Source organism: Acidimicrobiales bacterium (assembly GCA_016794585.1).
Taxonomy (GTDB): Bacteria; Actinomycetota; Acidimicrobiia; order Acidimicrobiales; family DATDAH01; genus JAEUJM01.
Genome location: JAEUJM010000034.1, coordinates 1 through 23,419 on the forward strand (window position 1 = coordinate 1; position 23,419 = coordinate 23,419).

Annotated in this window: 26 protein-coding genes and 3 tRNA genes; 15 read left to right on the forward strand and 14 right to left on the reverse strand. The window is 72.2% G+C overall.

Going from position 1 to position 23,419, the window contains the following annotated elements:
* From tuf to JNK12_17760, 3 genes are all read right to left on the reverse strand, one after another.
* A partial coding sequence (gene tuf / locus JNK12_17750) for an elongation factor Tu (GenBank protein MBL8777791.1) occupies positions 1 to 150 on the reverse strand: 150 nt, incomplete at its 3' end.
* 43 nt (positions 151 to 193) lie between these two features.
* A tRNA-Met gene (locus JNK12_17755) sits at positions 194 to 270 on the reverse strand.
* Between the two features lie 45 nt (positions 271 to 315).
* A tRNA-Thr gene (locus tag JNK12_17760) sits at positions 316 to 388 on the reverse strand.
* Between the two features lie 311 nt (positions 389 to 699).
* Here JNK12_17760 and JNK12_17765 point away from each other — a divergent pair.
* Together JNK12_17765 and JNK12_17770 are read left to right on the forward strand one after the other, a co-directional pair.
* The gene (locus tag JNK12_17765) at positions 700 to 2,016 is read left to right on the forward strand and encodes a hypothetical protein (protein ID MBL8777792.1); all 1,317 of its coding nucleotides are present in this window, start codon (positions 700 to 702) and stop codon (positions 2,014 to 2,016) included.
* Positions 2,017 to 2,080: 64 nt separating this feature from the next.
* Positions 2,081 to 2,587 carry an N-acetyltransferase gene (locus tag JNK12_17770; protein MBL8777793.1) on the forward strand — a complete coding sequence of 169 codons (507 nt, stop codon included), beginning with the start codon at positions 2,081 to 2,083 and terminating at the stop codon, positions 2,585 to 2,587.
* A 49-nt stretch (positions 2,588 to 2,636) separates the two neighbouring features.
* On the opposite strand, the gene JNK12_17775 is transcribed toward JNK12_17770, so the two are convergent.
* Positions 2,637 to 3,065 (reverse strand): transcriptional repressor, encoded by a 429-nt coding sequence (locus JNK12_17775; GenBank protein ID MBL8777794.1) that lies wholly within the window; start codon positions 3,063 to 3,065, stop codon positions 2,637 to 2,639.
* Positions 3,066 to 3,134: 69 nt separating this feature from the next.
* Positions 3,135 to 4,001, reverse strand: a complete 867-nt coding sequence (locus tag JNK12_17780) for a metal ABC transporter ATP-binding protein (GenBank protein MBL8777795.1) — start codon at positions 3,999 to 4,001, stop codon at positions 3,135 to 3,137.
* A gap of 52 nt (positions 4,002 to 4,053) precedes the next feature.
* On the opposite strand from JNK12_17780, the gene JNK12_17785 reads away from it, so the two are divergent.
* From JNK12_17785 to JNK12_17820, 8 genes are all read left to right on the forward strand, one after another.
* The gene (locus tag JNK12_17785) at positions 4,054 to 5,121 is read left to right on the forward strand and encodes a zinc ABC transporter substrate-binding protein (GenBank protein ID MBL8777796.1); all 1,068 of its coding nucleotides are present in this window, start codon (positions 4,054 to 4,056) and stop codon (positions 5,119 to 5,121) included.
* Positions 5,122 to 5,173: 52 nt separating this feature from the next.
* Positions 5,174 to 5,977 carry a metal ABC transporter permease gene (locus JNK12_17790; protein ID MBL8777797.1) on the forward strand — a complete coding sequence of 268 codons (804 nt, stop codon included), beginning with the start codon at positions 5,174 to 5,176 and terminating at the stop codon, positions 5,975 to 5,977.
* Entirely contained in the window at positions 5,974 to 6,957 is a 984-nt protein-coding gene (locus JNK12_17795; protein ID MBL8777798.1) for a permease, read from the forward strand. Before JNK12_17790 ends, JNK12_17795 begins: the two co-directional genes overlap by 4 nt.
* Positions 6,954 to 7,757, forward strand: coding sequence for a TIGR03943 family protein (locus tag JNK12_17800; protein ID MBL8777799.1), 804 nt, complete (start codon positions 6,954 to 6,956; stop codon positions 7,755 to 7,757). Before JNK12_17795 ends, JNK12_17800 begins: the two co-directional genes overlap by 4 nt.
* Positions 7,758 to 7,815: 58 nt before the next feature.
* Entirely contained in the window at positions 7,816 to 8,823 is a 1,008-nt protein-coding gene (locus JNK12_17805) for a permease (GenBank protein MBL8777800.1), read from the forward strand.
* Positions 8,820 to 9,584: a TIGR03943 family protein gene (locus JNK12_17810; GenBank protein MBL8777801.1), complete on the forward strand. Its 765-nt coding sequence runs from the start codon at positions 8,820 to 8,822 to the stop codon at positions 9,582 to 9,584. Before JNK12_17805 ends, JNK12_17810 begins: the two co-directional genes overlap by 4 nt.
* Before the next feature lie 99 nt (positions 9,585 to 9,683).
* Positions 9,684 to 10,307 carry a disulfide bond formation protein B gene (locus JNK12_17815; GenBank protein ID MBL8777802.1) on the forward strand — a complete coding sequence of 208 codons (624 nt, stop codon included), beginning with the start codon at positions 9,684 to 9,686 and terminating at the stop codon, positions 10,305 to 10,307.
* Positions 10,304 to 10,984, forward strand: a complete 681-nt coding sequence (locus JNK12_17820; GenBank protein MBL8777803.1) for a TlpA family protein disulfide reductase — start codon at positions 10,304 to 10,306, stop codon at positions 10,982 to 10,984. Before JNK12_17815 ends, JNK12_17820 begins: the two co-directional genes overlap by 4 nt.
* Positions 10,985 to 11,012: 28 nt before the next feature.
* On the opposite strand, the gene JNK12_17825 is transcribed toward JNK12_17820, so the two are convergent.
* Positions 11,013 to 12,752, reverse strand: a complete 1,740-nt coding sequence (locus tag JNK12_17825) for a copper resistance protein CopC (protein MBL8777804.1) — start codon at positions 12,750 to 12,752, stop codon at positions 11,013 to 11,015.
* The gene (locus JNK12_17830; GenBank protein ID MBL8777805.1) at positions 12,749 to 13,369 is read right to left on the reverse strand and encodes a hypothetical protein; all 621 of its coding nucleotides are present in this window, start codon (positions 13,367 to 13,369) and stop codon (positions 12,749 to 12,751) included. The genes JNK12_17825 and JNK12_17830 overlap by 4 nt, the downstream gene beginning before the upstream one ends.
* A 69-nt stretch (positions 13,370 to 13,438) precedes the next feature.
* Here JNK12_17830 and JNK12_17835 point away from each other — a divergent pair, with 69 nt between their 5' ends.
* Genes JNK12_17835 through JNK12_17845 form a run of 3 tightly spaced genes read left to right on the forward strand, consistent with a single transcriptional unit; the run spans position 13,439 to position 15,753 of the window.
* Complete coding sequence (locus tag JNK12_17835; protein MBL8777806.1) at positions 13,439 to 13,960, forward strand: sigma-70 family RNA polymerase sigma factor; 522 nt, start codon at positions 13,439 to 13,441, stop codon at positions 13,958 to 13,960.
* Positions 13,957 to 15,015, forward strand: coding sequence for a hypothetical protein (locus JNK12_17840; protein MBL8777807.1), 1,059 nt, complete (start codon positions 13,957 to 13,959; stop codon positions 15,013 to 15,015). The genes JNK12_17835 and JNK12_17840 overlap by 4 nt, the downstream gene beginning before the upstream one ends.
* 45 nt (positions 15,016 to 15,060) lie before the next feature.
* Positions 15,061 to 15,753 carry a hypothetical protein gene (locus tag JNK12_17845; GenBank protein MBL8777808.1) on the forward strand — a complete coding sequence of 231 codons (693 nt, stop codon included), beginning with the start codon at positions 15,061 to 15,063 and terminating at the stop codon, positions 15,751 to 15,753.
* A 12-nt stretch (positions 15,754 to 15,765) separates the two neighbouring features.
* Here JNK12_17845 and JNK12_17850 read toward each other — a convergent pair whose 3' ends face one another.
* Complete coding sequence (locus JNK12_17850) at positions 15,766 to 16,656, reverse strand: DUF1775 domain-containing protein (protein ID MBL8777809.1); 891 nt, start codon at positions 16,654 to 16,656, stop codon at positions 15,766 to 15,768.
* Between the two features lie 171 nt (positions 16,657 to 16,827).
* Here JNK12_17850 and JNK12_17855 point away from each other — a divergent pair, with 171 nt between their 5' ends.
* Positions 16,828 to 17,517 carry a DUF305 domain-containing protein gene (locus tag JNK12_17855; protein ID MBL8777810.1) on the forward strand — a complete coding sequence of 230 codons (690 nt, stop codon included), beginning with the start codon at positions 16,828 to 16,830 and terminating at the stop codon, positions 17,515 to 17,517.
* 71 nt (positions 17,518 to 17,588) lie between these two features.
* Here JNK12_17855 and JNK12_17860 read toward each other — a convergent pair.
* A tRNA-Tyr gene (locus tag JNK12_17860) sits at positions 17,589 to 17,673 on the reverse strand.
* 37 nt (positions 17,674 to 17,710) lie between these two features.
* Here JNK12_17860 and JNK12_17865 point away from each other — a divergent pair.
* Positions 17,711 to 18,199: a YajQ family cyclic di-GMP-binding protein gene (locus JNK12_17865; protein ID MBL8777811.1), complete on the forward strand. Its 489-nt coding sequence runs from the start codon at positions 17,711 to 17,713 to the stop codon at positions 18,197 to 18,199.
* 42 nt (positions 18,200 to 18,241) lie between these two features.
* On the opposite strand, the gene JNK12_17870 is transcribed toward JNK12_17865, so the two are convergent.
* From JNK12_17870 to acs, 5 genes are all read right to left on the reverse strand, one after another.
* On the reverse strand, positions 18,242 to 18,802 hold the full coding sequence (locus tag JNK12_17870; GenBank protein MBL8777812.1) for a Uma2 family endonuclease: 561 nt from the start codon (positions 18,800 to 18,802) through the stop codon (positions 18,242 to 18,244).
* A 92-nt stretch (positions 18,803 to 18,894) separates the two neighbouring features.
* Positions 18,895 to 19,227: a hypothetical protein gene (locus tag JNK12_17875; protein ID MBL8777813.1), complete on the reverse strand. Its 333-nt coding sequence runs from the start codon at positions 19,225 to 19,227 to the stop codon at positions 18,895 to 18,897.
* 100 nt (positions 19,228 to 19,327) lie between these two features.
* Positions 19,328 to 20,692: a hypothetical protein gene (locus JNK12_17880; GenBank protein MBL8777814.1), complete on the reverse strand. Its 1,365-nt coding sequence runs from the start codon at positions 20,690 to 20,692 to the stop codon at positions 19,328 to 19,330.
* Between the two features lie 124 nt (positions 20,693 to 20,816).
* Complete coding sequence (locus JNK12_17885; GenBank protein ID MBL8777815.1) at positions 20,817 to 21,320, reverse strand: hypothetical protein; 504 nt, start codon at positions 21,318 to 21,320, stop codon at positions 20,817 to 20,819.
* 6 nt (positions 21,321 to 21,326) lie between these two features.
* On the reverse strand, positions 21,327 to 23,282 hold the full coding sequence (gene acs, locus JNK12_17890) for an acetate--CoA ligase (protein ID MBL8777816.1): 1,956 nt from the start codon (positions 23,280 to 23,282) through the stop codon (positions 21,327 to 21,329).
* Between the last annotated feature and the right edge of the window lie 137 nt (positions 23,283 to 23,419).

The window sequence follows — 23,419 nt, forward strand, 5'->3', positions numbered from 1 at the left end:
GTCCTCGAACGCCGTGAACTCCGACGAATCCGAACCCTCCGACAGCACCTTCGTGATCGCCGCCGTCAACGTGGTCTTGCCATGGTCGATGTGACCCATCGTGCCGATGTTGGCGTGCGGCTTGTTCCGCTCGAACTTGGCCTTGGACATCGCGAGTTGCTCCTTGAACCTGTCTGCTGTGGGTGCTGAAGAGTGGTGGCGGCGGTCGGACTCGAACCGACGACCCCTCGATTATGAGCCGAGTGCTCTTACCGACTGAGCTACGCCGCCCGGGTGGGGCGCTTGCGTGGACCGGGGTCCGGTCCACGTCCTGCGAGCCCCCTGCCAGAATCGAACTGGCGACACCAGCCTTACCATGGCTGTGCTCTACCGACTGAGCTAAGGGGGCGTCGCCCCCAGCCGGGGCCGGAGGACAGCGGACCAGCCTACCCGCATCGGCCACGCTCCCTCCAACCCGGTTCGGCGGGGGACCGGGCGGGACGTGCCGGAGCGGAGCGCAGGCGCAACACAAGCGAACCCGATGCCGGAGGCGTGCCGACGAAGGGCGACGTGCCGGAGCGGAGCGCAGGCGCAACACGGGCGAACCCGATGCCGGAGGCGTGCCGACGAAGGAGGCACATGGCAAAGGGTCGTACGGCATGGGCCGTACGACCCAGAATCGGTCCTAACGTCCGGGCGGATCGCTGCCGATGCGGAAGTGTGCACTACGAGCGACTGGTGATCGAGGCCGGCGACAACACCTTCACGCTCGACCTGCATCCCCGCCTGACCGTGGTCGCCGGGGTGGGCCGACTCGAGCGCGAGGGGCTCGTCAGCGAGCTCGTCGGCGCCCTCAGCAGCAGCCGGCCCGGCGTGCACCTCGAGCTCGAGGAGGACTCCGGACGCCATCTGGCGGTGTTCCGCCCGCACGGCGGCCGGCACCGCGTGGTCGACGTCGAGCAGGGACTCGACATCTCGAGTCACTTCGCCACCGCGGACGGCTCCATCGACCTGCTCACCCGCGCCGGGCTCGACCCCCGGTCGGCCAAGCGCTACCTGCGCATGAACGCGTCGGACCTCACCACGAGCAGCCAGAGCGACCAGCTCATCCGGGACCTCGCCGCCGTCGACCAGGCCGCGCTCTGGGCCGCGGCCGACCACGTCACCATCTGCGACGACCAGCTCCAGGCCGAGGCGGCGGCGACCGGCTCCACCCCCGAGGACGCCGCGGTCGTCGAGGAGATCGAGTCCCGCCACGCCGCGTTCCTGCGGGCCCAGGAGGACCACGACCGGGTCCGGCGGCTCTCGTTCTTCACCGCCGCGTTCGCCACCCTGGGCGCCATCCCCCTCTCCATCCTCGAGGGCCCGGAGACGGCGCTGCCCTTCGTGCTCTTCGCCGCCGTGGCGACCGGGATCTCGATGCTCTACTGGCGCCGGATGGAGAACGCCCGGGCCAAGGAGAACGACGTGCTCGAGCAGGCGGGCGCCAGCTCCTACCTCGGCTTCCACCTCCAGCGGGTGAACGGGCTGCTCGCGACCGACCAGAACCGCCGGCGCCTCATGGAGGCCGCCGAGGCCTACCGCGAGGCGCTCGCGGGCTGGGAGCAGGTCGCCGGCCCGGTGCAGGTGCAGTTCGCCATCGACCACCACGAGGAGATCATGGCCGCGGCCCGCATGCGGCGAGAGGTGGGCTCGACCGCGTTGGCCGCGCCCGCCATCGACAACGACCTCACCTCGGGCATGGCCCACGCGCTCATCGGGCGCCTCGCGCAGCTGCGCTCGGTGGGTCCCCGCCACGAGAGCTTCCCGCTCATCCTCGACGACCCGTTCATCGAGCTCGACTCGTCGGTGAAGCCCTCGCTGCTCGAACTGCTCGGACGCGCCGCCGGCCACCAGCAGATCGTGTTCCTCACCGAGGACGACGACGTCGCCTCCTGGGCCAAGATCGAGGCGCTCACGGGCGACCTCGCCATCCTCGAGCCCTCGGCCGTCGAGCCGCCGCCGCTGCCCAGTCGGCGCTCCCGCGCGACCCACTGACCGGGACGCAGGGTCGCCACCCCGCAGGTGCCCACCGCCGGCGCGCCCCGGTAGCGTCGCCGCCGTGAGCTTCGTGGTGCGGTCGGCGACGGTGGCGGATGCCGAGGCCATTCGCGCCATCTACAACGTCGAGGTCACCACCTCGACGGTCACCTTCGACCTGGTCCCGCGCACCCTCGAGGAGCAGCAGGCGTGGCTGGTGGACCGCAACGGCGCCCACGCCGTGCTGGTGGCGGAGGGCGACGACGGCCACGTGTGGGGCTTCGCGTCGCTCTCGCCGTTCCGCGAACGGCCGGCCTACAGCACCACGGTCGAGGACTCGGTGTACGTGCACCGCGACCACCAAGGGGCGGGCGTGGGCAAGGCCCTGCTGGCCGCGCTCGTCGACACGGCCACCAACCACGGCTTCCACACCGTGATCGCCCGCATCGTCGGGGGCCATGACGCGTCCATCGCCCTGCACGGCGCGGTCGGCTTCGAGCACGTCGGCGTCGAGCGCGAGGTCGGCCGTAAGCACCGCAAGTGGCTCGACGTCGTCATCATGCAGCGCATGCTCGACACCGGCCCGTAGGGCAACGCTGCGCCGCTCGGGCCGCGCAGCCCGAGCGATCGCGAGCGGCTCAAACGCAGTCGCGGCAGCGCCCCACGAGGTCGAGGCGGTGGTGCTCGGCCCGGAAGCCCGTAGCCCCGGCCACGCCCTCGAAAGCGGCCTCGAGGGTGGCCTCCACCTCGGCCGACACGGTGAAGTCGGCCACGGTGCCGCACGACGAGCAGATCAGGTGGTGGTGGTGGCCGGCGAGGTCCTCCGCCAGCTCGTAGCGGGCGAAGTCGTCCGAGCTGTGCACCCGGTGCACGACGCCGGTCTCCTCGAGCACGGCGAGGTTGCGGTACAGCGAGCTCTGGGCGAGCCCCGACCGGTGCCCGAGGATCTCGGGGATGGTGAGGGGGCGGTCGCTCTCGTCGAGCACCTCGACCACGGCGCGCCGGTTGGCGGTGTAGCGCTGGTCGCTGCCGGCGAGTCGGTCCGCAACGGTGCTGTGCAGGTCCACGGCCCGAGGGTACCTCGTGAAGTGGGAATCAGTGAGAATCGGAGTCCGGCGGTGGGGCACCGCGGGACGTCACCCTGGAGGGGGTCGACGCTGCTCGTCGGCTCGGTGCTCGTGGCGGCCGTGATCGACCTCGTCGGCGGGGTCGGCCTCGTGATGGTGGTGGGCGCCGTCGTCCACCATGATCGAGCCGTCGGCCAGACGCAGCACCGCGCCCCGGTAGGCGGCGGCCAGGTGCTCCGCGGTGAGGACCTCCTCGGGCGTGCCGGCCGCCACCAGGCGACCGGCCAGCAGCACCAGGTGGTCGGCGGTGGCCGCCTCCCCCAGGTCGTGGGTGCTCGTCACCACCGTGACGCCCCGGTCGCGTTCTTGCGCGACGACGTCCAGGATGGCCTTCTGCGACGCCAGGTCGAGGCCGGCGAGGGGCTCGTCGAGGAGCAGCACCGACGCGTGTTGCACCAGTCCCTGCGCCACGAAGACCCGCTGGCGCTGCCCGCCGGAGAGCTCGTTGAGGTGGCGCTTGGCCAGCGGCAGCAGGTCGAGGCGGTCGAGGGCCTCGTCGACGAGACGACGGTCGTCCGCAGAGAAGCGGCGCAGGGGGCCGAGATGGGCGTAGCGGCCCATCGCCACCGCTTCCCGGGCCGTCACCGGGAGGTGGGCACCGGTTGTGGTCGCCTGCAGCACGTAGGCGATGTCGGCCCGGACCGCCTCGGGCCGCTCGCCCAGCACCTTCACCGACCCACGATCGGGCCGGTGCAGGCCCGCCAGCGCGTTGAGCAGGGTGGACTTCCCTGAGCCGTTGGGGCCGATCAGGCTGGTCGCCTGACCGGCGTGCAGCGACAGGTTCACGCCCTCGAGCGCGACGCGTCCGCCGTAGCGGACGACGAGGTCCTCGACGTTGACGGTCTGGGCGGGTGTGTTGCGCGGGGGCGTGGTCATCCGTAGGGTGCTCTATGTAAGAGTAGTTCTCATTCTAGTGGGGAAGATCCGCATGCTCCGCCGCCACCTTCGCACCTCCGCCCTCATCGCCGCCGCGTCCGCGCTCGCACTGGTCGCTGCGGCTTGCGGCTCCGACACGTCCGAGGACGCGTCCAGCGACTCGCCCACCGTCGTCGTCACCACGAGCATCCTCGGCGACGTGGTCGCCAACGTGGTCGGCGACGAGGCCACCGTCGAGGTGCTGATGCCGGCCGGCGTCGATCCCCACGAGTTCGAGCTGTCCGCGGCCGAGGCCGCGCAGCTCCAGGACGCCGACGTCATCGTGGCCAACGGGCTCGGGTTCGAAGCGGGCATGACCGACGCCCTCGACGCCGCAGAGGAGGCCGGCGTCCCGGTCATCGAGGTCGCTCCCGGCCTCGACCCGCTGCCCCTCGCCGAGGGCGCCCACGACCACGCGCACGAGGAGGAGGGCGCGCACGACGAGGAAGCCGCCCACAGCGAAGAGGAAGCCGCCCACAGCGAAGAAGAGGCCGCCCACGACGAGGAAGCCGCCCACAGCGAAGAAGAGGGCGAGGCCCTCGACCCCCACGTGTTCACCGATCCCGCTCGCATGGCCGACGGGGTCGAGCAGCTCGCCACGTCGCTCGGCGAGGAGGTCCCCGCCCTCGCCGGCGACGTGGTGGCCGAGCAGGCCGCCACCTACGCCGACGAGGTGCGCGCCGCCGACCAGGCCATCGAAGAGGAGCTGAGCGCCATCCCCGCCGACCAGCGCGTGCTCGTGACCAACCACGAGGTCTTCGCCTACTTCGCCGACCGGTACGATTTCGAGGTGATCGGCACCGTCATCCCGGGTGGGACCACGCTCGCCGAGACCAGCTCGCAAGAGCTCACCGACCTGGCCGCGGTCATCGAGGAGAACGAGGTGCCCGCGATCTTCGCCGACGCCTCCTCCCCCACCGAGCTCGCCGATGCGCTGGCCGAGGAGGGCGGCCTCGACGTCGAGGTGGTCGCGCTGTACAGCGAGTCGCTCGGCGAGCCCGGCTCGGACGCCGAGACCTACCTGGACATGATCACGAGCAACAGCGCGGCCATCACCGCCGCGCTGTCCGGGACGTCGTGATGGCGGGGTCGCCGTGATCGCCTGGTTCGTCGACCCCTTCCAGTACGAATTCATGCAGCGGTCCCTGCTCGGCGGGGCGCTGGCCGCCACCATCTGCGCCGTGGTCGGCACCTGGGTGGTGCTGCGGGGGCTGGCCTTCATGGGCGACGCCCTCGCCCATGGTGTGCTGCCCGGCATCGCCCTCGCGTTCCTCTGGGGCCTCGACCTCACCGTCGGGGCACTGGTGAGCGCGGCGGTGATGGTCGCCGGCATCAACCTGGTGAACCGGCGGGGCAACCTCCGCGAGGACACCGGGATCGGCCTGCTCTTCGTCGGGATGTTGGCGCTCGGCGTGATCATCATCTCGCGCGCCAGCACGTTCACCACCGACCTCACCGGCTTCCTGTTCGGCAACGTGCTCGGCGTGACATCAGCCGATCTGCGCACCCAGGCCGTCGCCGCTGTGCTCACCATCGCCGCCTGCACCCTCCTCTACCGGCCCTTCCTGGCCCTCGCCTTCAACCAGGACAAGGCCGCGCTGCTCGGCCTGCGGCCACGCCTGGCCAACGTGGTGCTGCTCGGCCTCATCGCCATCGCGGTGGTGTCGTCGTTCCGGGCGGTGGGCACCCTCCTCGTCTTCGGGTTGCTGATCGCCCCGCCCGCCACGGCCTCGCTGCTCGTGCGCCGCGTCCCGACGATGATGATCACGGCGGCGGCCATCGGCGTGGCCAGCGTCGCGCTCGGCCTGGTCCTCAGCTTCCACTACGACACCGCCGCCGGCGCCACCATGGCGGGCACGGCGGTCCTGGTGTTCTTCCTCGTGCTCGCCGGCACCGAGCTCGCTCGGACGCTCCGTCGCCCCACCGCCGTCGCGTGAGCCGGCGGTCGCCCACCCGTACCCGATCGCGGGTCATCGGCACCGCCGAGGTGCTGGGTGGGGCCCTCGTCCTTCTGGCGCTGCTGCAACGGCCGCTGGCGCCCTTGTTCGACAACCCGCGCTTCCAGACCTGGTCGACCATCTTCGTGTCGATCACCGTCCAGGCCCTTCCCTTCCTGGTCCTCGGCGTGCTCATCAGCGCGGCGATCGCGGCCTGGGTGTCCCCTGCCGCACTGCGCCGCGCCCTGCCCCGCCAGCAGGTCCTGGCCGTGCCGGTCGCCGGGCTGGCCGGGGCCGCGCTCCCCGGCTGCGAGTGCGGGTCGGTCCCGGTGGCCGGACGCCTGGTCGCCCGCGACGTCCCGCCGGCGGCGGCGGTCACCTTCCTGCTCGCCGCGCCGGCCATCAACCCGGTCGTCATCATCTCGACGCTGGTGGCGTTCCCCGGCGCGCCCGAGATGGCGCTGGCCCGGTTCGTGGCGTCGCTGCTCGCCGCCGTGGTCGTCGGATGGATCTGGATCCGCCAGGGCAACGACGACTGGACCGAGAAGGCCCGCCGCACCGTCGGCCACGACGACGACCCACCCCTCGAGCGCTTCCGGGCCACCGCGGTGCACGACCTCCTCCACGCCGGCGGCTACCTGGTGGTGGGCGCCTTCGTGGCGGCCACCCTGCAGGTCACCGTCGGCCGTTCGGCCCTCGACACCATCGCCGACCACGGCCTCCTGGCGGTGCTGTCCCTGGCCCTCCTCGCCGTCGTGCTGTGCATGTGCTCCGAGGCCGATGCCTTCGTGGCCGCCAGCCTCAACGAGTTCTCCCTGACGGCCCGCCTCGCCTTCCTCGTGGTGGGGCCGATGGTCGACCTGAAGCTGATCGCCCTCCAGGTCGGCTTCTTCGGGCGACCTTTCGCCGTCCGCTTCGCCCCCCTCACCTTCACGGTGGCGGTCCTGGCGTCGATCCTCGTGGGCGAGGTGCTGCTGTGAACCGCAAGACCCAGGGCGTCCTGTTGCTCGTGGCCGGGCTCGTGGCGCTCCGCCTCGTGGTCACCCGCACCTTCGACAGCTACGTCAAGCTCTCGATGTACTGGCCCCTCCTGCTCGCCGGCGGCGTGCTGGTCGCGCTGGGCTTCGCCACCTCGTTCCGGGGGGCAACCGAGGAGGACCTCGCCGCGAGCGATGCGCACGACAGCGACGCCGGCCACCTCGGCGATCACGAGGGTCCCGGGGCCGATGCCGGCCAGGAAGGTCAGGACGAGCACGCCGACCACCACCACAGCCGAGGCCCGACCATCGGCTGGCTGCTGGTGCTGCCCCTCGTGGTGCTGCTCCTGGTGGCGCCCGCGCCCCTCGGCGCCGACGCCGCCCGCCGTCAGGAGGCGCGCGCACCCGTGTACCTCGGCACGGAGTTCCCCCCGCTGCCTGCCACCGCCGACGGTGTCGCCGAACTGCGCATCACCGAGACGATCGACCGCGCCCTGTGGGACTCGGCCGACTCGCTGGACGACACCCCGGTGCGCCTCGAGGGCCTCGTCGTGCACAGCGACGAGGTCCCCGACGGGTTCCTGCTGACCCGCTTCGTCCTGTCGTGCTGCGCGGCCGACGCCATCCCGGTGCAGGTCGGGGTCGTCGGCGGTGGGCGCCCCGCCGAGGACGCCTGGGTCGAGGTGGAGGGGACGGTCGTCCCGGCGCCGGCCGTGGCGCCCGACACCGTCGACCTGCCCCGGGTCGACCTGGAGGCCACCTCGGTCCGCGAGGTGCCCCGCCCCGGCGACACGTACGAGTAGACGGCCCGGTCCTCCGGGGCGCGTCGGCGGTGCGGCGAGCGGGGAATAGCCTGGCGAGGTGCTGGACACGCCCGGCGTCGGGGCAGAGGTCGACGTCGATGACGCCGACGAGCAGCGGGCCACCCGCATCGGCCTCGCCGGCCTCGTGTGGGCCTACATCCCCGTGGTGCTCATCGCCCGGGGGTCGTTCGGCTACCTCTTCGAGGGCCAGGCCCTGCGCAACTGGTCCACGATCTTCGTCTCCCTGACCCTCCAGGCCATCCCCTTCCTGGTGCTCGGCACGGTCATCAGCGCCGCCATCTCGGCGCTCGTGCCCTCGAGCTGGATCGCCAACGCCGTCCCCAAGCGCACCGTCCTCGCCGTCCCCGCGGCGGGCGCCGCCGGCGCGTTGCTTCCGGGCTGTGAGTGCAGCTCGGTCCCCGTGGCCGGGCGCCTGGTGTCCCGCGGCATCCCCGAGGGCGCCGCGCTCACGTTCCTCTTGGCGGCGCCGGCCATCAACCCGATCGTGATGGTGTCCACCGCGGTGGCCTTCCCGGGACGGCCCGAGATGGTGGCCGCCCGCTTCCTCGCGTCGCTGGTCACGGCACTGATCGTGGGCTTCTTCTGGTCGGGCCTGGCCCGACCGGACTGGCTCACCTCGAAGATGAAGGTGCACGACCACGGCAACCGCTTCGACAACTTCGTGTCGACCGCCGCCGGCGACTTCCTCCAGGCCGGCGGCTTCCTCGTGGCCGGCGCCGGCCTGGTCGCGGCCATGCAGACCCTGGTGCCCCCCAGCGTGTTCGACCGCATCGGCGGGTCCGGGGTGGTGGCCATCCTGGTGATGGCCGGCCTCGCCATCTTGTTGTCCGTGTGCTCCGAGGCCGACGCCTTCGTGGCCGCGGGGATGACGCAGTTCTCCCTCACCTCCCGGCTCGTCTTCCTCACCGTCGGGCCCATGGTCGACCTCAAGCTGATCGCCCTCCAGGCGGGCGCCTTCGGGAAGGGCTTCTCGCTGCGCTTCACCCCGCTGGTGCTGACCGTGGCCATCCTGACCGCCTCGATCGTGGGGTCGGTGCTGCTGTGAGGCGCACCGACGCCGGGGCCATGGTGACCCTCATCGGCGGCTTCTCCCTCTGGATGGGCCTCACCCCCACCCACCTCCTGTACATCAAGCCCTCGATGACCCGGTGGCTGGTGCTCTCGGGCGCCATCCTCGTCGCGGTCGGCCTCGCCGTGGTCGTGCTGGGCCGGCGCGAGGCAGGGGCGGGGGCGGAGGCGGACGCCCAAGGCGGCGGGCACCGCGGCCACCACCACGCCACGCGGGTCGGGTGGCTGCTCGCCCTGCCGCTGTGCGTCGCCGTCGCGGTCGGCTCGAACCCGCTCGGCTCCTACGCCGCCGGCCGGCAGAACTCGCAGCGCGTCCTCCCGCCGGGCGAGTTCGACCTGGCGCAGTACCTCAACGCCAACTCCTTCGGTGGTCAGGCACCGGCGCTGCGCAACATCGACTTCGTGCGGGCCACCCAGGACGCCGATCAACGCCAGTTGCTGGCCGAGCAGCCCGTCACCCTGACCGGCTTCGTGGTCGCCGACCCCGACGGCGGCGGGCGCAGCTTCCTGCTCACCCGCTTCATGATCGGGTGCTGCGCCGCCGACGCCCTCGCGGTGCAGGTGAAGGTACCCGTCGAACCCGGTGACCTCCCCGACGAGGAGTCGTGGGTGCACGTCGAGGGCACCCTGGACCTCGACCGGTCGCCTCCCCCCGGCGAGTCCCTCGACCCGCCCGTCCTGGCCGATGTCACCATCCGCGCCGCGGACGAGCCCGACGAGATCTACGAATACCCGTGACCCGTCCCGGGAACCACTGGGCCCGCCCGGACGACCAACAGACCGAGGTCCCCCTGTGCCCTCCCCCTCCCCGATGACCCCCGCTCCCCCCGCCGACCGATGAGCACCGACGCCGTCGCGCTCCTGCTCGCGCTCTTGACCGTGGCCAGTTGGGTGGCCTCCGTGGTGCTGATCGCCGCCCACGTGTCCCCCGGCCTGCGCGCCCGCACCCACGACGCGCTCGCCGGGCAGATCCTCCCCCTCGCCCTCCTCGTCGCCGCCGTGTCCATGGCAGGAAGCCTCTATCTCTCCGAGGTGGCCGACTTCATCCCCTGCAACCTCTGCTGGTACCAGCGCATCGCCATGTACCCCCAGGTGCTGCTGCTCGCCATCGCCTGGTACCGACGCGACGAGGGCATCCGCACCTATGTGCTGCCCATGGCGGTGATCGGCGCATGCATCAGCACCTTCCACGTGCTCGTCGAGCGCTTCCCCTGGATCGAGGGCTCCGGCGGCGTGTGCGACCCCGCCAACCCGTGCACCATCAAGTGGATCGAGGAGCTGGGGTTCATCACCATCCCCACCATGGCCCTCAGCGCCTTCGTGCTGATCGCGCTCCTGATGACCCATCTGTCCCCTGACGCCGAGCAGCAGGACGAGCACGCCGAGCCCGACGCCACCCTTCCCGAACCATCTCCTCCCGAACCATCTCCGTCCGACCCCACCCCGAGCGAGGCATCGTGAGCAACCGTCCCAATCCGAAGGCCAAGGCCCCCGCCCGCGCCGTCCAGCAGGCGCAGGGAAAGAGCAAGCGCCCGTCGCTCGCCCTCTGGGTGCTCGTCGGCATCCTCGGCCTCGGCATCGTCGCGGTCGTGGTGGCCGCCCTGTCCCAGGACGACGAGGCCACCGCCGGCCAGGAGGCACCGGTCACCGTGGAGGGCACCGCCCTCGCCGAGTTCCCCGAGGGCGGCGAGGACCCCGCCGTCGGCGCCACCGCCCCCACGCTCGAGGGTTCGACCTTCGCCGGTGAGCCGATCACCATCGGCGGCCCGAGCGACCAGCCCACGCTCGTCGTGTTCGTCGCCCACTGGTGCCCCCACTGCCAGGCCGAGGTGCCCCGCCTCGTCGAGTGGAAGGCCGACGGCACCATCCCCGAGGACATCCGACTGGTCGCCGTGGCCACGAGCACCGAGGCCGCCCAGCCCAACTACCCGCCGCAGGACTGGTTGGAGGGCGAGGACTGGCCCGGCGACGTGATGGCCGACTCCGAGGACGACACCGCCGCCGGCGCCTACGGCGTGAGCGGCTTCCCGTTCTTCGTGGCGCTGAACGCCGACGGCACCGTGGCCGAGCGGGGTTCCGGCGAGCTCGACCAGGCCGGCATCGAGTCGCTGGTCGCCAGCCTCGAGCAGCCCTCCTAGCCCCTGCGAGCCCGGGGGGCGGACCGACTCAGCGACCCCGGACGTCCACGGTGTCCTGGGCGGTCGCCTCGGTGAACTCGTCCACCAGCGCCTGCACGTCGATGGTCCACTCACCCGGCAGGGGGATCTCGACGTCGTAGGCCGAGAAGTGCCCTGGCCCGGCCCGCTCGAGGGGAACCTCGAGCGGGCCGATGTCGCGTGACGGGAGGCTGAGCGAGAGCGTGAGCTCCTCGACCTCGGCCACGGCTCCGGTCGTGGTCAGGGTGTACACGTGGATCTCCGTCGGCCCGGCCTTGGCCGGATCGATGGTGAGATCGATGAGGAGATCGTCGGCCACGAGCTCAGCGGCGTAGGCCTGGGCCAGCGCGGAGCGCGCCGGCTGGGCGTTCACCAGCAGCGCGGTGACCGCGAGGACGGCGACGCCGAGGACGGTCTCGACCCGGATGGAGCGGCGATAGCCGGCCACGACCGTGGCCTCGTCGATGACGCTGTCTCCCTGGTCCCCTGCGTCCTCTCCGGCGGCTGCCCGGTACCCCCGCTGGACCCAGCGGCGGCCGAGGTAGCCGAACCCCACCATGACCATGAAGAGGGCCAGCTTGACCAGCAGGAGCGTGCCGTAGGTCGTGTCGGTGAGGGCCTCGAGGCTGCCCACCTGGCGCCAGGACTGGATCACGCCGGTCACGACGAGCGCCGCCACCGAGGCGAAGGCGATGCTGGAGAAGCGGGGCACCACGCGCCGGAGCTCGTCCACGCGATGTCGGGGCAGCGCCACCGCGAGGACCACCACCAGGCCTCCGAGCCACAGGCCCGCCGCACCCACGTGCACGAGGTCGGTGGCGAGCGCCAACGGCACGAGGTTCCCGGCGGCGGCATGGCCGCTCAGCCCGAGGGTGAGCAACAGGCCGACGCCGAGCACCCCGAGGGCGACACGGACACCCACGGACGGGCCCTCACCGGTCTCGTGCGAGTGGTCCGCCCCCTCGGCGTCCTCCCGCGCCGGTCGCAGCGATGAGGCCACGAGCGCGAGACCGGCAACGACGAGCAGCACCACCCGGCCGAGGGCGACCCTCCCGTACCGGCTGTCGAACACGGAGGACACCACGTCGACGTCGACCACGTCGCCCAACGGCAGGGCGCCCACATAGGCACCTTGGGTGCCGACGCTCACCACGGTGGCGGCCAACGCCACCCCCCACGCCCACCAGAGCAGGTGGCGGACCCGGTCGAGGCCCAGTCCCTCGGGCCAGGCCAGCAGGCAGAACGCGGCGGCACCGACGAGCAGCACCACCGCGGCGAAGACGAGGAAGCGCACGACCGCGAACAGCACGCCCACGGCCTCGCTCCCCCCGTCGGCGGCGAGGAGGCGACGGGCGAGCGCGTCGGTGTCGCCCGTGGCGACATCGCCCACCTGGAAGGTGAAGGCGCCGTGGATGGGGTGACCGTCGGCGGACACCACCCGCCAGGTGACGACGTACGAGCCGTCGGCGAGACTGCTCAGCGGTTGCACCACGGTGTCGCCGCCGTCGTGGCGGACCCCGCCCTCGTCGACCCGTTCGGCATTGGAGTCGTAGACCCGGACGGCGCCGAGCGACACCTCGACCGGCTCGCTGTAGGTGAGGGCCACCTGCTCGGGCGCCTCGGCCAGCACCGCACCGGCGCTCGGACTGGTGGACTCGAGGGAGGCGTGGGCCGCGGCCGGCCCCGCCCCGGCCACCAGCGCCCCGAACGCCACCGCCACGATGGCGGCGCCAGCGAGGATCCTCTTCACGAAGGGGCGAGGTTAGGACCAGGGAGGGGTCGACGGTACGCGTGAGCCAGCGCCCAGAGCATCACGAGGCCCACGAGGTGGGTCAGGTGGAGGGTCTCGCCGGTGAAGCTCGCACGGCCCTCGGCGATGTCCACCCCGCTGGTGACCGCGAGGCAGCCCGCGAGGACGGCAACGAGGGGCACCATGCCCCAGGCTCGAGCCGGCCGCCACGCGGCGACCAGGAAGCCCACAGCGAGGGCGACGTCGAACGAGCCCATCTCGCGGGCTGCGTGGACGCCGGCACCCGCCTCCTGGCCGGCCACCAGTGCCGGAACGGCGAGGAGCAGCTCCACGACGCCGAGCGCGACGAGCCCGACCCGCCAGGGCAGCAACGAGTCGTCGCGGGCCTCCTGCTCCTCGGCAGCGAGGTCGGCGGCGAGCGCCGCGAGGATGGCGGACGATCGGTCCGGAACCGGATCGGCGACGTGGAGGTCGAGCCGGTGGGCGAGCGCGACGGCGTCGGCACGCCAGGCCTGGCACGCGAGGCACGTCGCCAGGTGCTCGTCGACCTCCGGACCCTCGTCGTCGTGGCCGTCCAGGCGGGCGGAGATGGCCTCGCGGCAGCGTTCGCAGTCCATGTGAGAAAGGGTCGTTGGTCCTCGACGAAAAGTTCCTCGACGCGCCGTCGGAGCCGTACGGTGGCTCCGATGAACTCGGATGCGCTCACCGAGCTGGCGGTTCGTGCCCAGGCCGGCGACAGGGTCGCGCTCTCCGACTTCGTGCGGGCCACCCAGGACGACGTCTGGCGGGTGTGCGCCCACCTCACCTCGCCGGCCCAGGCCGACGACGTCACCCAAGAGGTGTACCTGCGGGCCCTGCGGGCCCTTCCCCGCTTCCGCGGGGACTCGAGCGCCCGCACCTGGCTGCTGGCGATCGCCCGCCACACCGCCATCGACTCGGTGCGCTCGGCCGTGCGCCGACGACGCCTCCTGGCCCGCACCCCCGTCACCGAGGACACGCCCGACACCGCCGGGGGCACCGACCTCGACGCCCTCGTCGCCACGCTCGACCCCGACCGCCGCACCGCCTTCGTGCTCACCCAGGTGGTCGGCTGCTCCTACGAGGAGGCCGCCGAGATCTGCTCGTGTCCGGTGGGCACCATCCGATCCCGTGTGGCGCGCGCCCGCGCCGACCTCGTCGAGGCGTTGCGCCGGGCGGACGCCACGTGAGGACGCTGCGCCGCGGCCTCGCGGCGCTGTCACTCGCCGGTGCCGTCCTCGTCGCCGGTGCCGCGCCGGCCGCCGCCCACAACGTCTCCGGGGTCAGCTCCACCAACTACCTCACGACCCTCGAGGGGCTCTCCCCCGAGACGCCCGGCATCGAGGTCGAGGTGGTGGAGAAGGGCAGCCGCATCGCCGTCACCAACACCAACGAGGACGACGTGATCGTCCTCGGCTACGAGGACGAGCCCTACCTGCGCATCGGGCCCGACGGCGTGTTCGAGAACCAGCGCTCGCCGGCCACCTACCTCAACCGTGACCGCACCGGCTCCGATGCCGGCGGCGAGAACGCCGACGCCGACGCCGAGCCCGAGTGGGAGCAGATCTCGTCCGGGCAGACGGCCCGCTGGCACGACCACCGGATCCACTGGATGGGCTCCGACGTCGACCGCCCCGACGAGCGCTTCGTGGTCGAGGACCGATGGGTCATCCCGCTTCGGTACCAGGGTGACGAGCTCGAGATCTCCGGGCAGCTGCTCTGGATCCCCGGGCCCAGCCCGCTGCCCTGGTACCTGCTGACCGCCGGCCTCATCGGCCTGGGAGCGTTCGTGGGGCTCCGGACATGGTGGGGCCGGGGCATCGCCGCCCTCCTCGGCGCGTTGATCCTCACCGACGTGTTCCACCTCGTGGGCATCCTCGGGGCGCGCGCCGGCGGTCCCGACCTGGCCAGCCTCGGCTCCAACCTCCTGTACTCGGTCGTGGCCTGGTCGGTCGGCATCGCGGGCATCACCATGCTCCTCAAGGCCAAGCGGGACGGACTCTTCGCTGCGATCTTCTCCGGCGTGCTGCTCGCCGTGTTCGGTGGCCTCCAGGACCTCGGCGTGCTCAGCCACTCCCAGGTGCCCTTCGCGTGGGGGGAGGCCAGCGCCAGGGTGTTCGTCACCCTGAGCATCGGCCTGGGCGTGGGGGTGACCGTCGGGTCGGTCCTGGCCCTCTGGAAGCTGGGGGCCTTCGCCGGCCTCACCGGCTCGGGTCGCACCTCCCCCGCCGACCCCACCGCATAGGGGCGCGCCACACCGCCGGCGGGGGCGCCGGTAGCCTCCCGCCCCATGAGGCTGCTCCGTCGCGGCAGGCACCGCGGGCCCGTCGTGGCGGCCCTCCTGGGCGCGCTGGTCGCCGCCGGCGCGCCTTTCGCCACCCTCGCGTCCGCGGGAGCGTCACTCGCCCATGGTGGCGGCGGTCAGATCACCTTGCTTCGGGCCGAGTCCACCGGGCCCGACACGGTCGCGGTCGAGGTGTGCGTGACCTTCGTGCTCGACCGGGACCAGGCCGACACCGCCCGCGTGACCCTCGGCGCCACCGGGCCCGGGGACCTGGAGGTCCGGCCCGTCACCATGGCCGTGGGCGACCAGCCCGGGCTGCGCACCGGTGAGCTGACGTTCCCCGAGGATGGCTCGTGGACGATGCAGGTGACCTCGACCTTCCCCCCGGCGCAGCTCGCCGTCCCCGTGACGGTGGACGGCGACCGCGCCGCGGCCGGGTCGACCCCCGGCCCGGTGGGTGGGGCCGTCGCCGCGACCTGCGAGGCCGAGGGTGGCCCCGGGCTGCCTGCGTGGCTCGTCGCCGGCCTGGGCACCGCGGCGGCGGTGGCGGTGTTCGGCGGGCTGCTCCTGCTCCTGCGCCGGGCGACCGCCGGCGACGAGGCCGGGGAGCCCGAGCCGACGGCGGACGCGGCGTCGCTCCGCCCCCACGGAGAGGGGCCTCCGCCCCGGCCCCAGGGGGAACGAGCGCCGCCCCGCTGAGCGGCCGCGGCCTCAGGGCTGCGCGCGCCTCGCCCGCACGAGCATGACGCCGCCGAAGCCGATGGCGGCGAGCACCAGGACGACGAGGGCGATGCCCACCGACTCGTCGTCCTCGGTCCCGGCGGGCGACTCGGCCGACGTCGGCTCGAGCGCCGGGTCGTCCCCACCGTCGGCGGCCGCGGCATCCGTGTGGTGATCGTCGTCGCCCTCGTCGGCGGCCCCGTCCGTGTGGTGCCCGTCCTCGTCCTCGTCGGCCGCGCCGTCGGTGTGGTGGCCATCGTCGTCCGCCGTGGCGCCGTCCGAGTCGCCGTGATCACCGTCGTCGACGACGGCGCCGTCGCCCGAGTGGTCGCCCGAGTGGTCGTCGGAGCCGTCCTCCGGGTCCTGCCCGCCGCCGTGATCGTCCTCACCCGGGTCGGCGCCGGCGGGGAGCACGGTGAGGGTCGGGGCGGGATGCTCGGGCTCCTCCCCCTCACCGTCCCACACCTCGATCCACCGGAGCGTGCCCGTCTCGCAGGTCTGCACGGTCTTCAGCGGGAGCGTCCGGCCCTCGGTCCCCGGGTCAGGCGTGACCAGGAGCTCGAAGACCCCCGTCTCGTCGGCGGGGAGCTCGTTGCCCGGCTGCGCGGACCACGTGACCACGCCGGCGGTGTTGTCGAGCGACCAACCCGACCTGACCATGGCCGCCGCGTCGAGCCCATCGGGCAGGCGGACCTTCACCTCCGTGGTGGGCGAGTCGTCGCATCCGTGCTCGACGGCGAGGCCCACCTCCGTGTCCTCGCCCTCGGGGACCTCGGCGGGGTCGGGGTGGAGATGAGCCGAGGCGGGCAGGGCCGTCAGGAGCAGGAAGAGTGCGGCGGCGCCGACCGCCACGAGGGGGCGTCGGAGGGTGAGCGGTGACATGGGGGCTCCTTGCGATCTCGTCGGATGGTCGCATGCGCGGCGCGCTTGGTGCAGAGGTCGTCCGGCCGGCTGCGTTGGTTCCCGGGGATCGCCGAGCGGGCGTGCGTCCGGGGCCGGAGGAGAGGACGTTCGGCCCTCAGCAGCACGACCGCCCACCGGTACCCTCAGAGCATGGAGACGAGCGCCGCCGAACCGGCGGTCGACGAGCCCACGGACCCCTCCGAAGGCGAGGCCAACGGCGCGGACGAGGGCGGGGACGGCCCCCGACGGGGGCTCTCCACCGCCAAGGTCGTGATCCTCGTGCTCGCCTGCGCCTTCCTGGCCGGCGCCGCCGGCTACCTGATCGGCGACCGCACGTCCGGCCCGCCCGACAGCGCGGTCGACACCGGCTTCCTGCACGACATGCTCGACCACCACGAGCAGGCCGTGACCATGGCCAGCGTCACGACGGCGAGCGCCTCCGACCCCGTCGTGCGCGACTTCGCCCGCGAGGTCCTGATCGAGCAGCGCTACGAGATCGGGCTGATGGACGCCTACCTCCAGGCGCGCGACGAGCAGCGGGGCGACCCCGACCGCGACGCCATGGCGTGGATGGGCCTGGGGATGCCGGTGGCCGAGATGCCGGGGTACGCCTCGGAGGAGGAGCTCGCGGCCCTCCAGTCGGCCGACCCTGACGAGCAGAACGAGCTCTTCCTCGAGCTGATGATCGCCCACCACCGCGGCGGCGTGGCCATGGCCGAGTACGCCGCCCGCCACGCCGAGGACCCCCGGGTGCGCCGTCTCGCCGAGGTGATGGCCGACGTGCAGGCCAAGGAGATCATCGAGTACGAGCTGAAGCTGTCGGAGCTGCAGGGCGCCTGAGCCTCAGCCGCAACCCGACGCGACGAGGTCCCTCCTGCGGGGCGTCGCAACGCCTCGGAGGAGGGACCTCGTGGTGGGCCGGGGAGGATTTGAACCTCCGTAGGCTATGCCGACGGGTTTACAGCCCGTTCCCTTTGGCCACTCGGGCACCGACCCTTGGAGCCATGCAGACTACCGCCTGTAGGGTCGCGTCATGCCAACGTTCGACGTCGTCTCCGAGGTGGACGCACAAGAGGTGCGCAACGCGGTCGACCAGGCCAGCCGCGAGCTGGGCCAGCGGTACGACTTCAAGGGCACCAACTCGTCCATCGAGCTGGGTGACAACGAGATCACCCTGCACACCGCCAGCGAGGACCGCCTCACCGCCCTCAAGCAGCTCCTCGAGGAGAAGCTGGTCAAGCGCAAGGTCAGCCTGAAGGCCCTCGACTACGGCAAGGTCGAGGAGGCGTCCGGCAGCACGGTCCGCCAGGTCGTCACCCTCGCCGCCGGCATCTCGTCCGACAAGGCCCGCGAGCTCAACAAGTTCATCAAGGGTCTCGGCCTCAAGGGCGTCCAGTCCCAGACCCAGGCCGACCAGCTGCGGGTGAGCGGCAAGAAGCGCGACGACCTCCAGGCCGTCATCGCCGCCCTGCGGGAAGAGGACTTCGGCATCCCCCTGTCCTTCAGCAACTTCCGCGACTAGCTGTACTCGGCCGGGACCAGCACGTCCGGCCGCGCATGTTGATCAGCGGGCGAACAGCTCGGCGACGTCGAGGGTGAGGCCCGGGAGGAGCGGCGTCGACAGCGCTTCGCCGGGGGCCACCTCGATGGTGACGTCGAAGCTGGGCGACTCCGGCTGCGACCGCCGGTGGACGATGACCCGGTCCCGTGCGGTGTCGACCAGCCAGAGCTCGGGGAGGCCAGCGGCCTCGTAGCCGTCCTTCTTCGTCCCGATGTCGAAGCGCCACGTGCTGGGCGAGCGGATCTCGACGGCCAGGTCGGGCATGCCGTCGAACCTCAGCGGCCCGGGCACGCGCTCGGGCGTCGACCACCAGAGGTCCGGGAGGTACACGTTGAACTCGCCCACGGGCACGTCCATCTCCAGGCCGGGCTCACCGAGTCCAGGGTGCGCTCGGCGGAAGGTCTCGAGCTCGTACGCCAGCCAGAGGAGGATCCGCTGGTGCCTCATGCTGGGTGCGTTCACCACGATCTCCCCGTCGATCAGTTGCGTGTGCCTCTGTTCGCCAGGGAGGGCGAAGAACTCATCCACCGTGAGGCGCGGGTGCGGCTGCGCGGTCACGGCCATGAGGCGACCGTACCGACGCCGGTCACCACTGACAAGGGGTGGTGCACCCAGGGTCGCCTGGTAAGGGTCCCAGAGCGTCCAGCAATGGGTACTCAGGGGATGGCGACGACGTCGCAGGACAGGGTGACGTCGAAGCCGTCGCTGCGGCACTCGTCGAAGCCGGGGCCGCCGACGAAGTCGTCCGTGCCGCGTCCGCCGGTCAGCAGGTCGTCCCCGGGACCGCCGGAGAGGCGGTCGGGGCCGGCGCCGCCGCTGAGCGCGACGACGTGGTCGCCGCCGCGCAGGTCGTCGGCGTGGGGCCCGCCGGAGAGGCGATCCCGACCCGCGCCCCCGACCGCGAGGTCACGGCCGGCACCGCCACGGAAGGTGTCGGCCCCACCGACGCCGCAGAAGGTGTCGTCCCCGCCGAGGCCACGTGGACCCACCACCGACGTCTAGCGTTGCCGACGATCGAACGCATGCCTGTCTACCCGCGAGCCGGTCCGGGGGCTGGACGAAGGGACACGCGCCAGCCCGGGCGGACGGTCAAGGGATGCCGATCCTCGTCTCGCAGCGGACGCCGGTGTCGGCGCCGGCCTGACCGTGACAGGTGTCGCCACCCTTCCCCCCGTCCAAGGCATCGTTGCCGTCGCCGCCCTTCACGACGTCGGAGCCGGCGCTACCGAGGAGCACGTCGGCGCCGGCGTCACCCTTGAGCAGGTCGGCGTGCTCGCCGCCGACGAGGTCGTCACGCCCGAGGCCGCCGAGCAGGGTGTCCCGTCCGGGACCTCCCCGGGCCCGGTCACGACCCGCGCCGCCGTCGAAGGCGTCGTCGCCGTCGAACCCGCAGAACAGGTCATCGCCGCCGAGGCCCTCGACGTCGTCGTCACCGGGCGTGCCCGCGATCACGTCGTCCCCCTCGGTGGGTGACTGGCCCTGCCCGAGGTCGACGGTGACATCCTGGCCGTTGCACTGGGTGACGGGTGCGGTGTAGGTGATCTCCACCCGCCCGTCGCCGGCCCGGTCCGCGGCGATCAGGCCTCCTCCGCCGGCCGATCCGCCGCCACCACCGCCGCCGCCGCCAAGACTCGGGGCACTCCCGCCCCCGCCACCGCCGAAGAGGCCGCCCCCACCGCCACCGCCGCTCTGGCAGCTCACGAAGGTCGTGGGTGCCGTGGTGCCTCCGGATCCGATGCCACCGTCGCCGTAGCCGCCGCCGTTGTTCGGTTGGCTTCCCGCACCGCCGCCGAACTGTGTCCCGCCGGCGCCACCGTTGCCCTCACCGGCGCCGCCCTCGAACGACCCACCGGTGCCGCCGTCGAACGCCGCGACGGCGGAGTTCGGGGCCCCGATCGCGGCCGACACCGCGCTGCCGCCTGCCCCGCCGCCGCCAGGGGCGACGACGACTCGCTCATCGAGGGTCGAGCCCGCTTGGCGGACGTCCGAGGCACCACCGCCGCCACCGCCGCCGGCCCCGCAGTTCCGGTCGGCCTCGAACACGTCCAACTGGGAGGGCGCTCCGTTCGCTCCACCGTTGAAGCCACCGCTTCCTGCGGTGGCCGAGGGGGAATTGGTGGCCGAGCCGTCCCCCCCCTGACCACCGACGTAGACCTCGAGCACCTCGCCGGGGTTGACGGCGACATCCCCTCGGACGTGGGCACCGAGTCCGCCGGCGGAGGTCCCGTTGACCAGGCCGGCTACCGCGGCACCATCGCCACCCTGGGCGCCGTAGGCGTCGATGGACACGAGCGCGACCCCGTCGGGCACGGTGAAGGTCTGCGCGACGCCCGTGAACTCGAAGACCGACGTGGCCTCACGAGGGCCGGCGCTCTCGGGGGTGGCGACCCGGGCCGCTACCGGCGTCGTCCCCGCCAAGACCAGGAACACTGCCCCGGCCGTCGCTACGAACACCCATCCTCGAGTCATGATCCGCTCCGTTCGACGACTCCCCGGATCGTAGACCGCGCGGTCGGCGAGGCCGGAGCGTCAGCGGGCGAGGGGACTCGTGGGGAGGATCCGCTGGTGCCCCACCTCGCTACGAGTCGTAGTAGCCGGAGTGGATGTAGACGCAGGGGATGTCGTTGGCGTGGAACATGTCGACGTTGCGCCGGTCGTCCTCGAAGGCGAGGCGGAGGTCGAAGCCGTAGTCGCGCAGTTCGGCGACGGTGCGGTCCTTGAAATGGCGGGACGCCATGTAGTCGGCGTGCTCGCGCATGATGAGGAGATCCCAGCGCAGCCCGTAGCGGTCGAGCCACCCCAGGGTCTGGGGCTGCACCCGGATGGGGCGGGCCGTGAGCAGGATCACCGAGAGGTCCTGGTCGAGCAGGGAGAGGAGACGCGCCACCTCGTCGATGAGGGGGTCGTCACCGCAGGCCCGGAAGAACGACTCCCAGTCGCGCCGTGGGTATTCGAGGTAGTGCTGGCGACCGGCGGCGTCGGAGAGCACCCCATCCATGTCGAACACGACCGCGGGGCCGGGTTCGACCCGACCTTCACGCCAGTACCAGTTGTACCAATCGCCCGCGACGGCACCCGGCACCCGGGCTCAGTCCTCCTGGGGCGAGTCGGCCGCCCGGTTCCGGATCTCGTCCACCACTGACGGGTCGGCCAGGGTGGTGGTGTCGCCCAGGACGTGACCATCGGCCACGTCCCGCAGCAAGCGCCGCATGATCTTGCCGCTGCGGGTCTTGGGCAGGTCGGGGACGAAGATCACCGTCTTGGGGCGGGCCGTGGGGCCGATCTTCTTGGCCACGTGGCCGCGCAGCTCCTCGCCCAGCTCGGGGCTGGCGGTCTGGTCGCCCTTCAAGATGACGTAGGCCATGATGGCCTGACCGGTGGTCGGGTCGTTGGCCCCGACGACGGCGGACTCGGCCACCGACGGGTGGTCGACCAGGGCGGACTCGACCTCAGTGGTGGACACCCGGTGGCCCGAGACGTTCATCACGTCGTCCACCCGACCCAGCAGCCACAGGTAGCCGTCGTCGTCGATCTTGGCACCGTCACCGGCGAAGTACCGGCCCGGGTACCTGCTCCAGTAGGTGTCGTGGTAGCGCTCGGGGTCGCCGTAGATGCCGCGCAGCATCCCTGGCCAGGGGCGGGTGAGGGTGAGGTAGCCGCCGCCGCGCTCGATGGGGTTCCCGGCGTCGTCCACCACCTCGACGCCGATGCCGGGCAGCGGGAAGGTGGCCGAGCCGGGCTTGGTGGTCGTCACGCCCGGCAGCGGGGTGATCATGTGGCCGCCGGTCTCGGTCTGCCACCAGGTGTCCACGATCGGGCAGCGCTCGCCGCCGATGTGCTCGTGGTACCACATCCACGCCTCGGGGTTGATGGGCTCGCCCACCGTCCCGAGCACCCGCAGGCTCGACAGGTCGTGCTTCTGGGGCTCCTGCGTGCCCCACTTCATGAAGGTGCGGATGGCCGTCGGCGCCGTGTACAGCTGGGTGACGCCGTAGGTCTCGACGATCTGCCAGAGGCGGTCCTTGCCCGGCGTGTCGGGCGTGCCCTCGTAGATGACCGAGGTGGCCCCGTTGGTGAGGGGCCCGTAGACGATGTAGCTGTGGCCCGTCACCCAGCCGATGTCGGCCGCACACCAGTAGGTGTCCTCGTCGGGCTTGAGGTCGAAGACGTACTTGTGGCTGAAGGCGACGTGGGTGAGGTAACCGCCGGTGGTGTGCATGATGCCCTTGGGCTTGGCGGTGGTGCCCGAGGTGTAGAGCAGGAAGAGCAGGTCCTCGGAGCCCATGGGCTCGGCCGGGCAGTCCGTGGAGGCCGTCTCCATGAGCTCGTGGTACCAGTGATCTCGGCCCTCGGCCATCTCGACGTCCTGGCCGGTCCGTTCGACCACGACGACCGAGCGCACCGACGGGGTCGAGCCCACGGCGGCATCCACGTTGACCTTCAGGCCCGAGGCCGCGCCCCGGCGGTACCCGCCGTCGGCGGTGATGACCACCCCGCACTCGGCGTCGTTGATGCGGTCGATGAGCGAGTCGGGCGAGAACCCCCCGAACACGACCGAGTGGGCGGCGCCGATGCGGGCGCAGGCCAACATGGCCACCGGCAGCTCGGGGATCATCGGCATGTAGATCGCCACCCGGTCGCCCTTGGCCACCCCGAGTCCCTTCAGGACGTTGGCGAACCTCCGGACCTCGTCGTAGAGGTCCGAGTAGGTGATGGTGCGGGTGTCCCCCGGCTCGCCCTCCCAGTGGTAGGCGACCTTGTCCCCTCGGCCGGCCTCGACGTGGCGGTCGAGGCAGTTGTACGAGACGTTGAGCTCACCGCCGAGGAACCACTTCGCGTCCGGGAGGTCCCACTCGAGCACCGTGTCGAAGTCACGGCTCCAGCTGACCAGCTCGCGGGCCTGGCGGGCCCAGAAGGCCTCGAAATCGGCGTCGGCCTCGTCGTAGAGCGACCGGTCGTTGGCGAGCGCGCTCGCGGCGAACTCGGCCGGCGGCGGGAAGGTGCGGTCCTCGCTGAAGTAGTTCTCGATCGTCGGTTCGGACATCGGTGGATCTCCTGGCTGGCCGGGTCGGGGCCCCCGTCGGGCCGCGGGCTGCTCGAACCGATCCTACTGACGCGCCGAGAACACGGGGTCCGCCGGATCGAGGTGCCTTCGACTGCCAGGAGCTGGTGGTCGGCCTC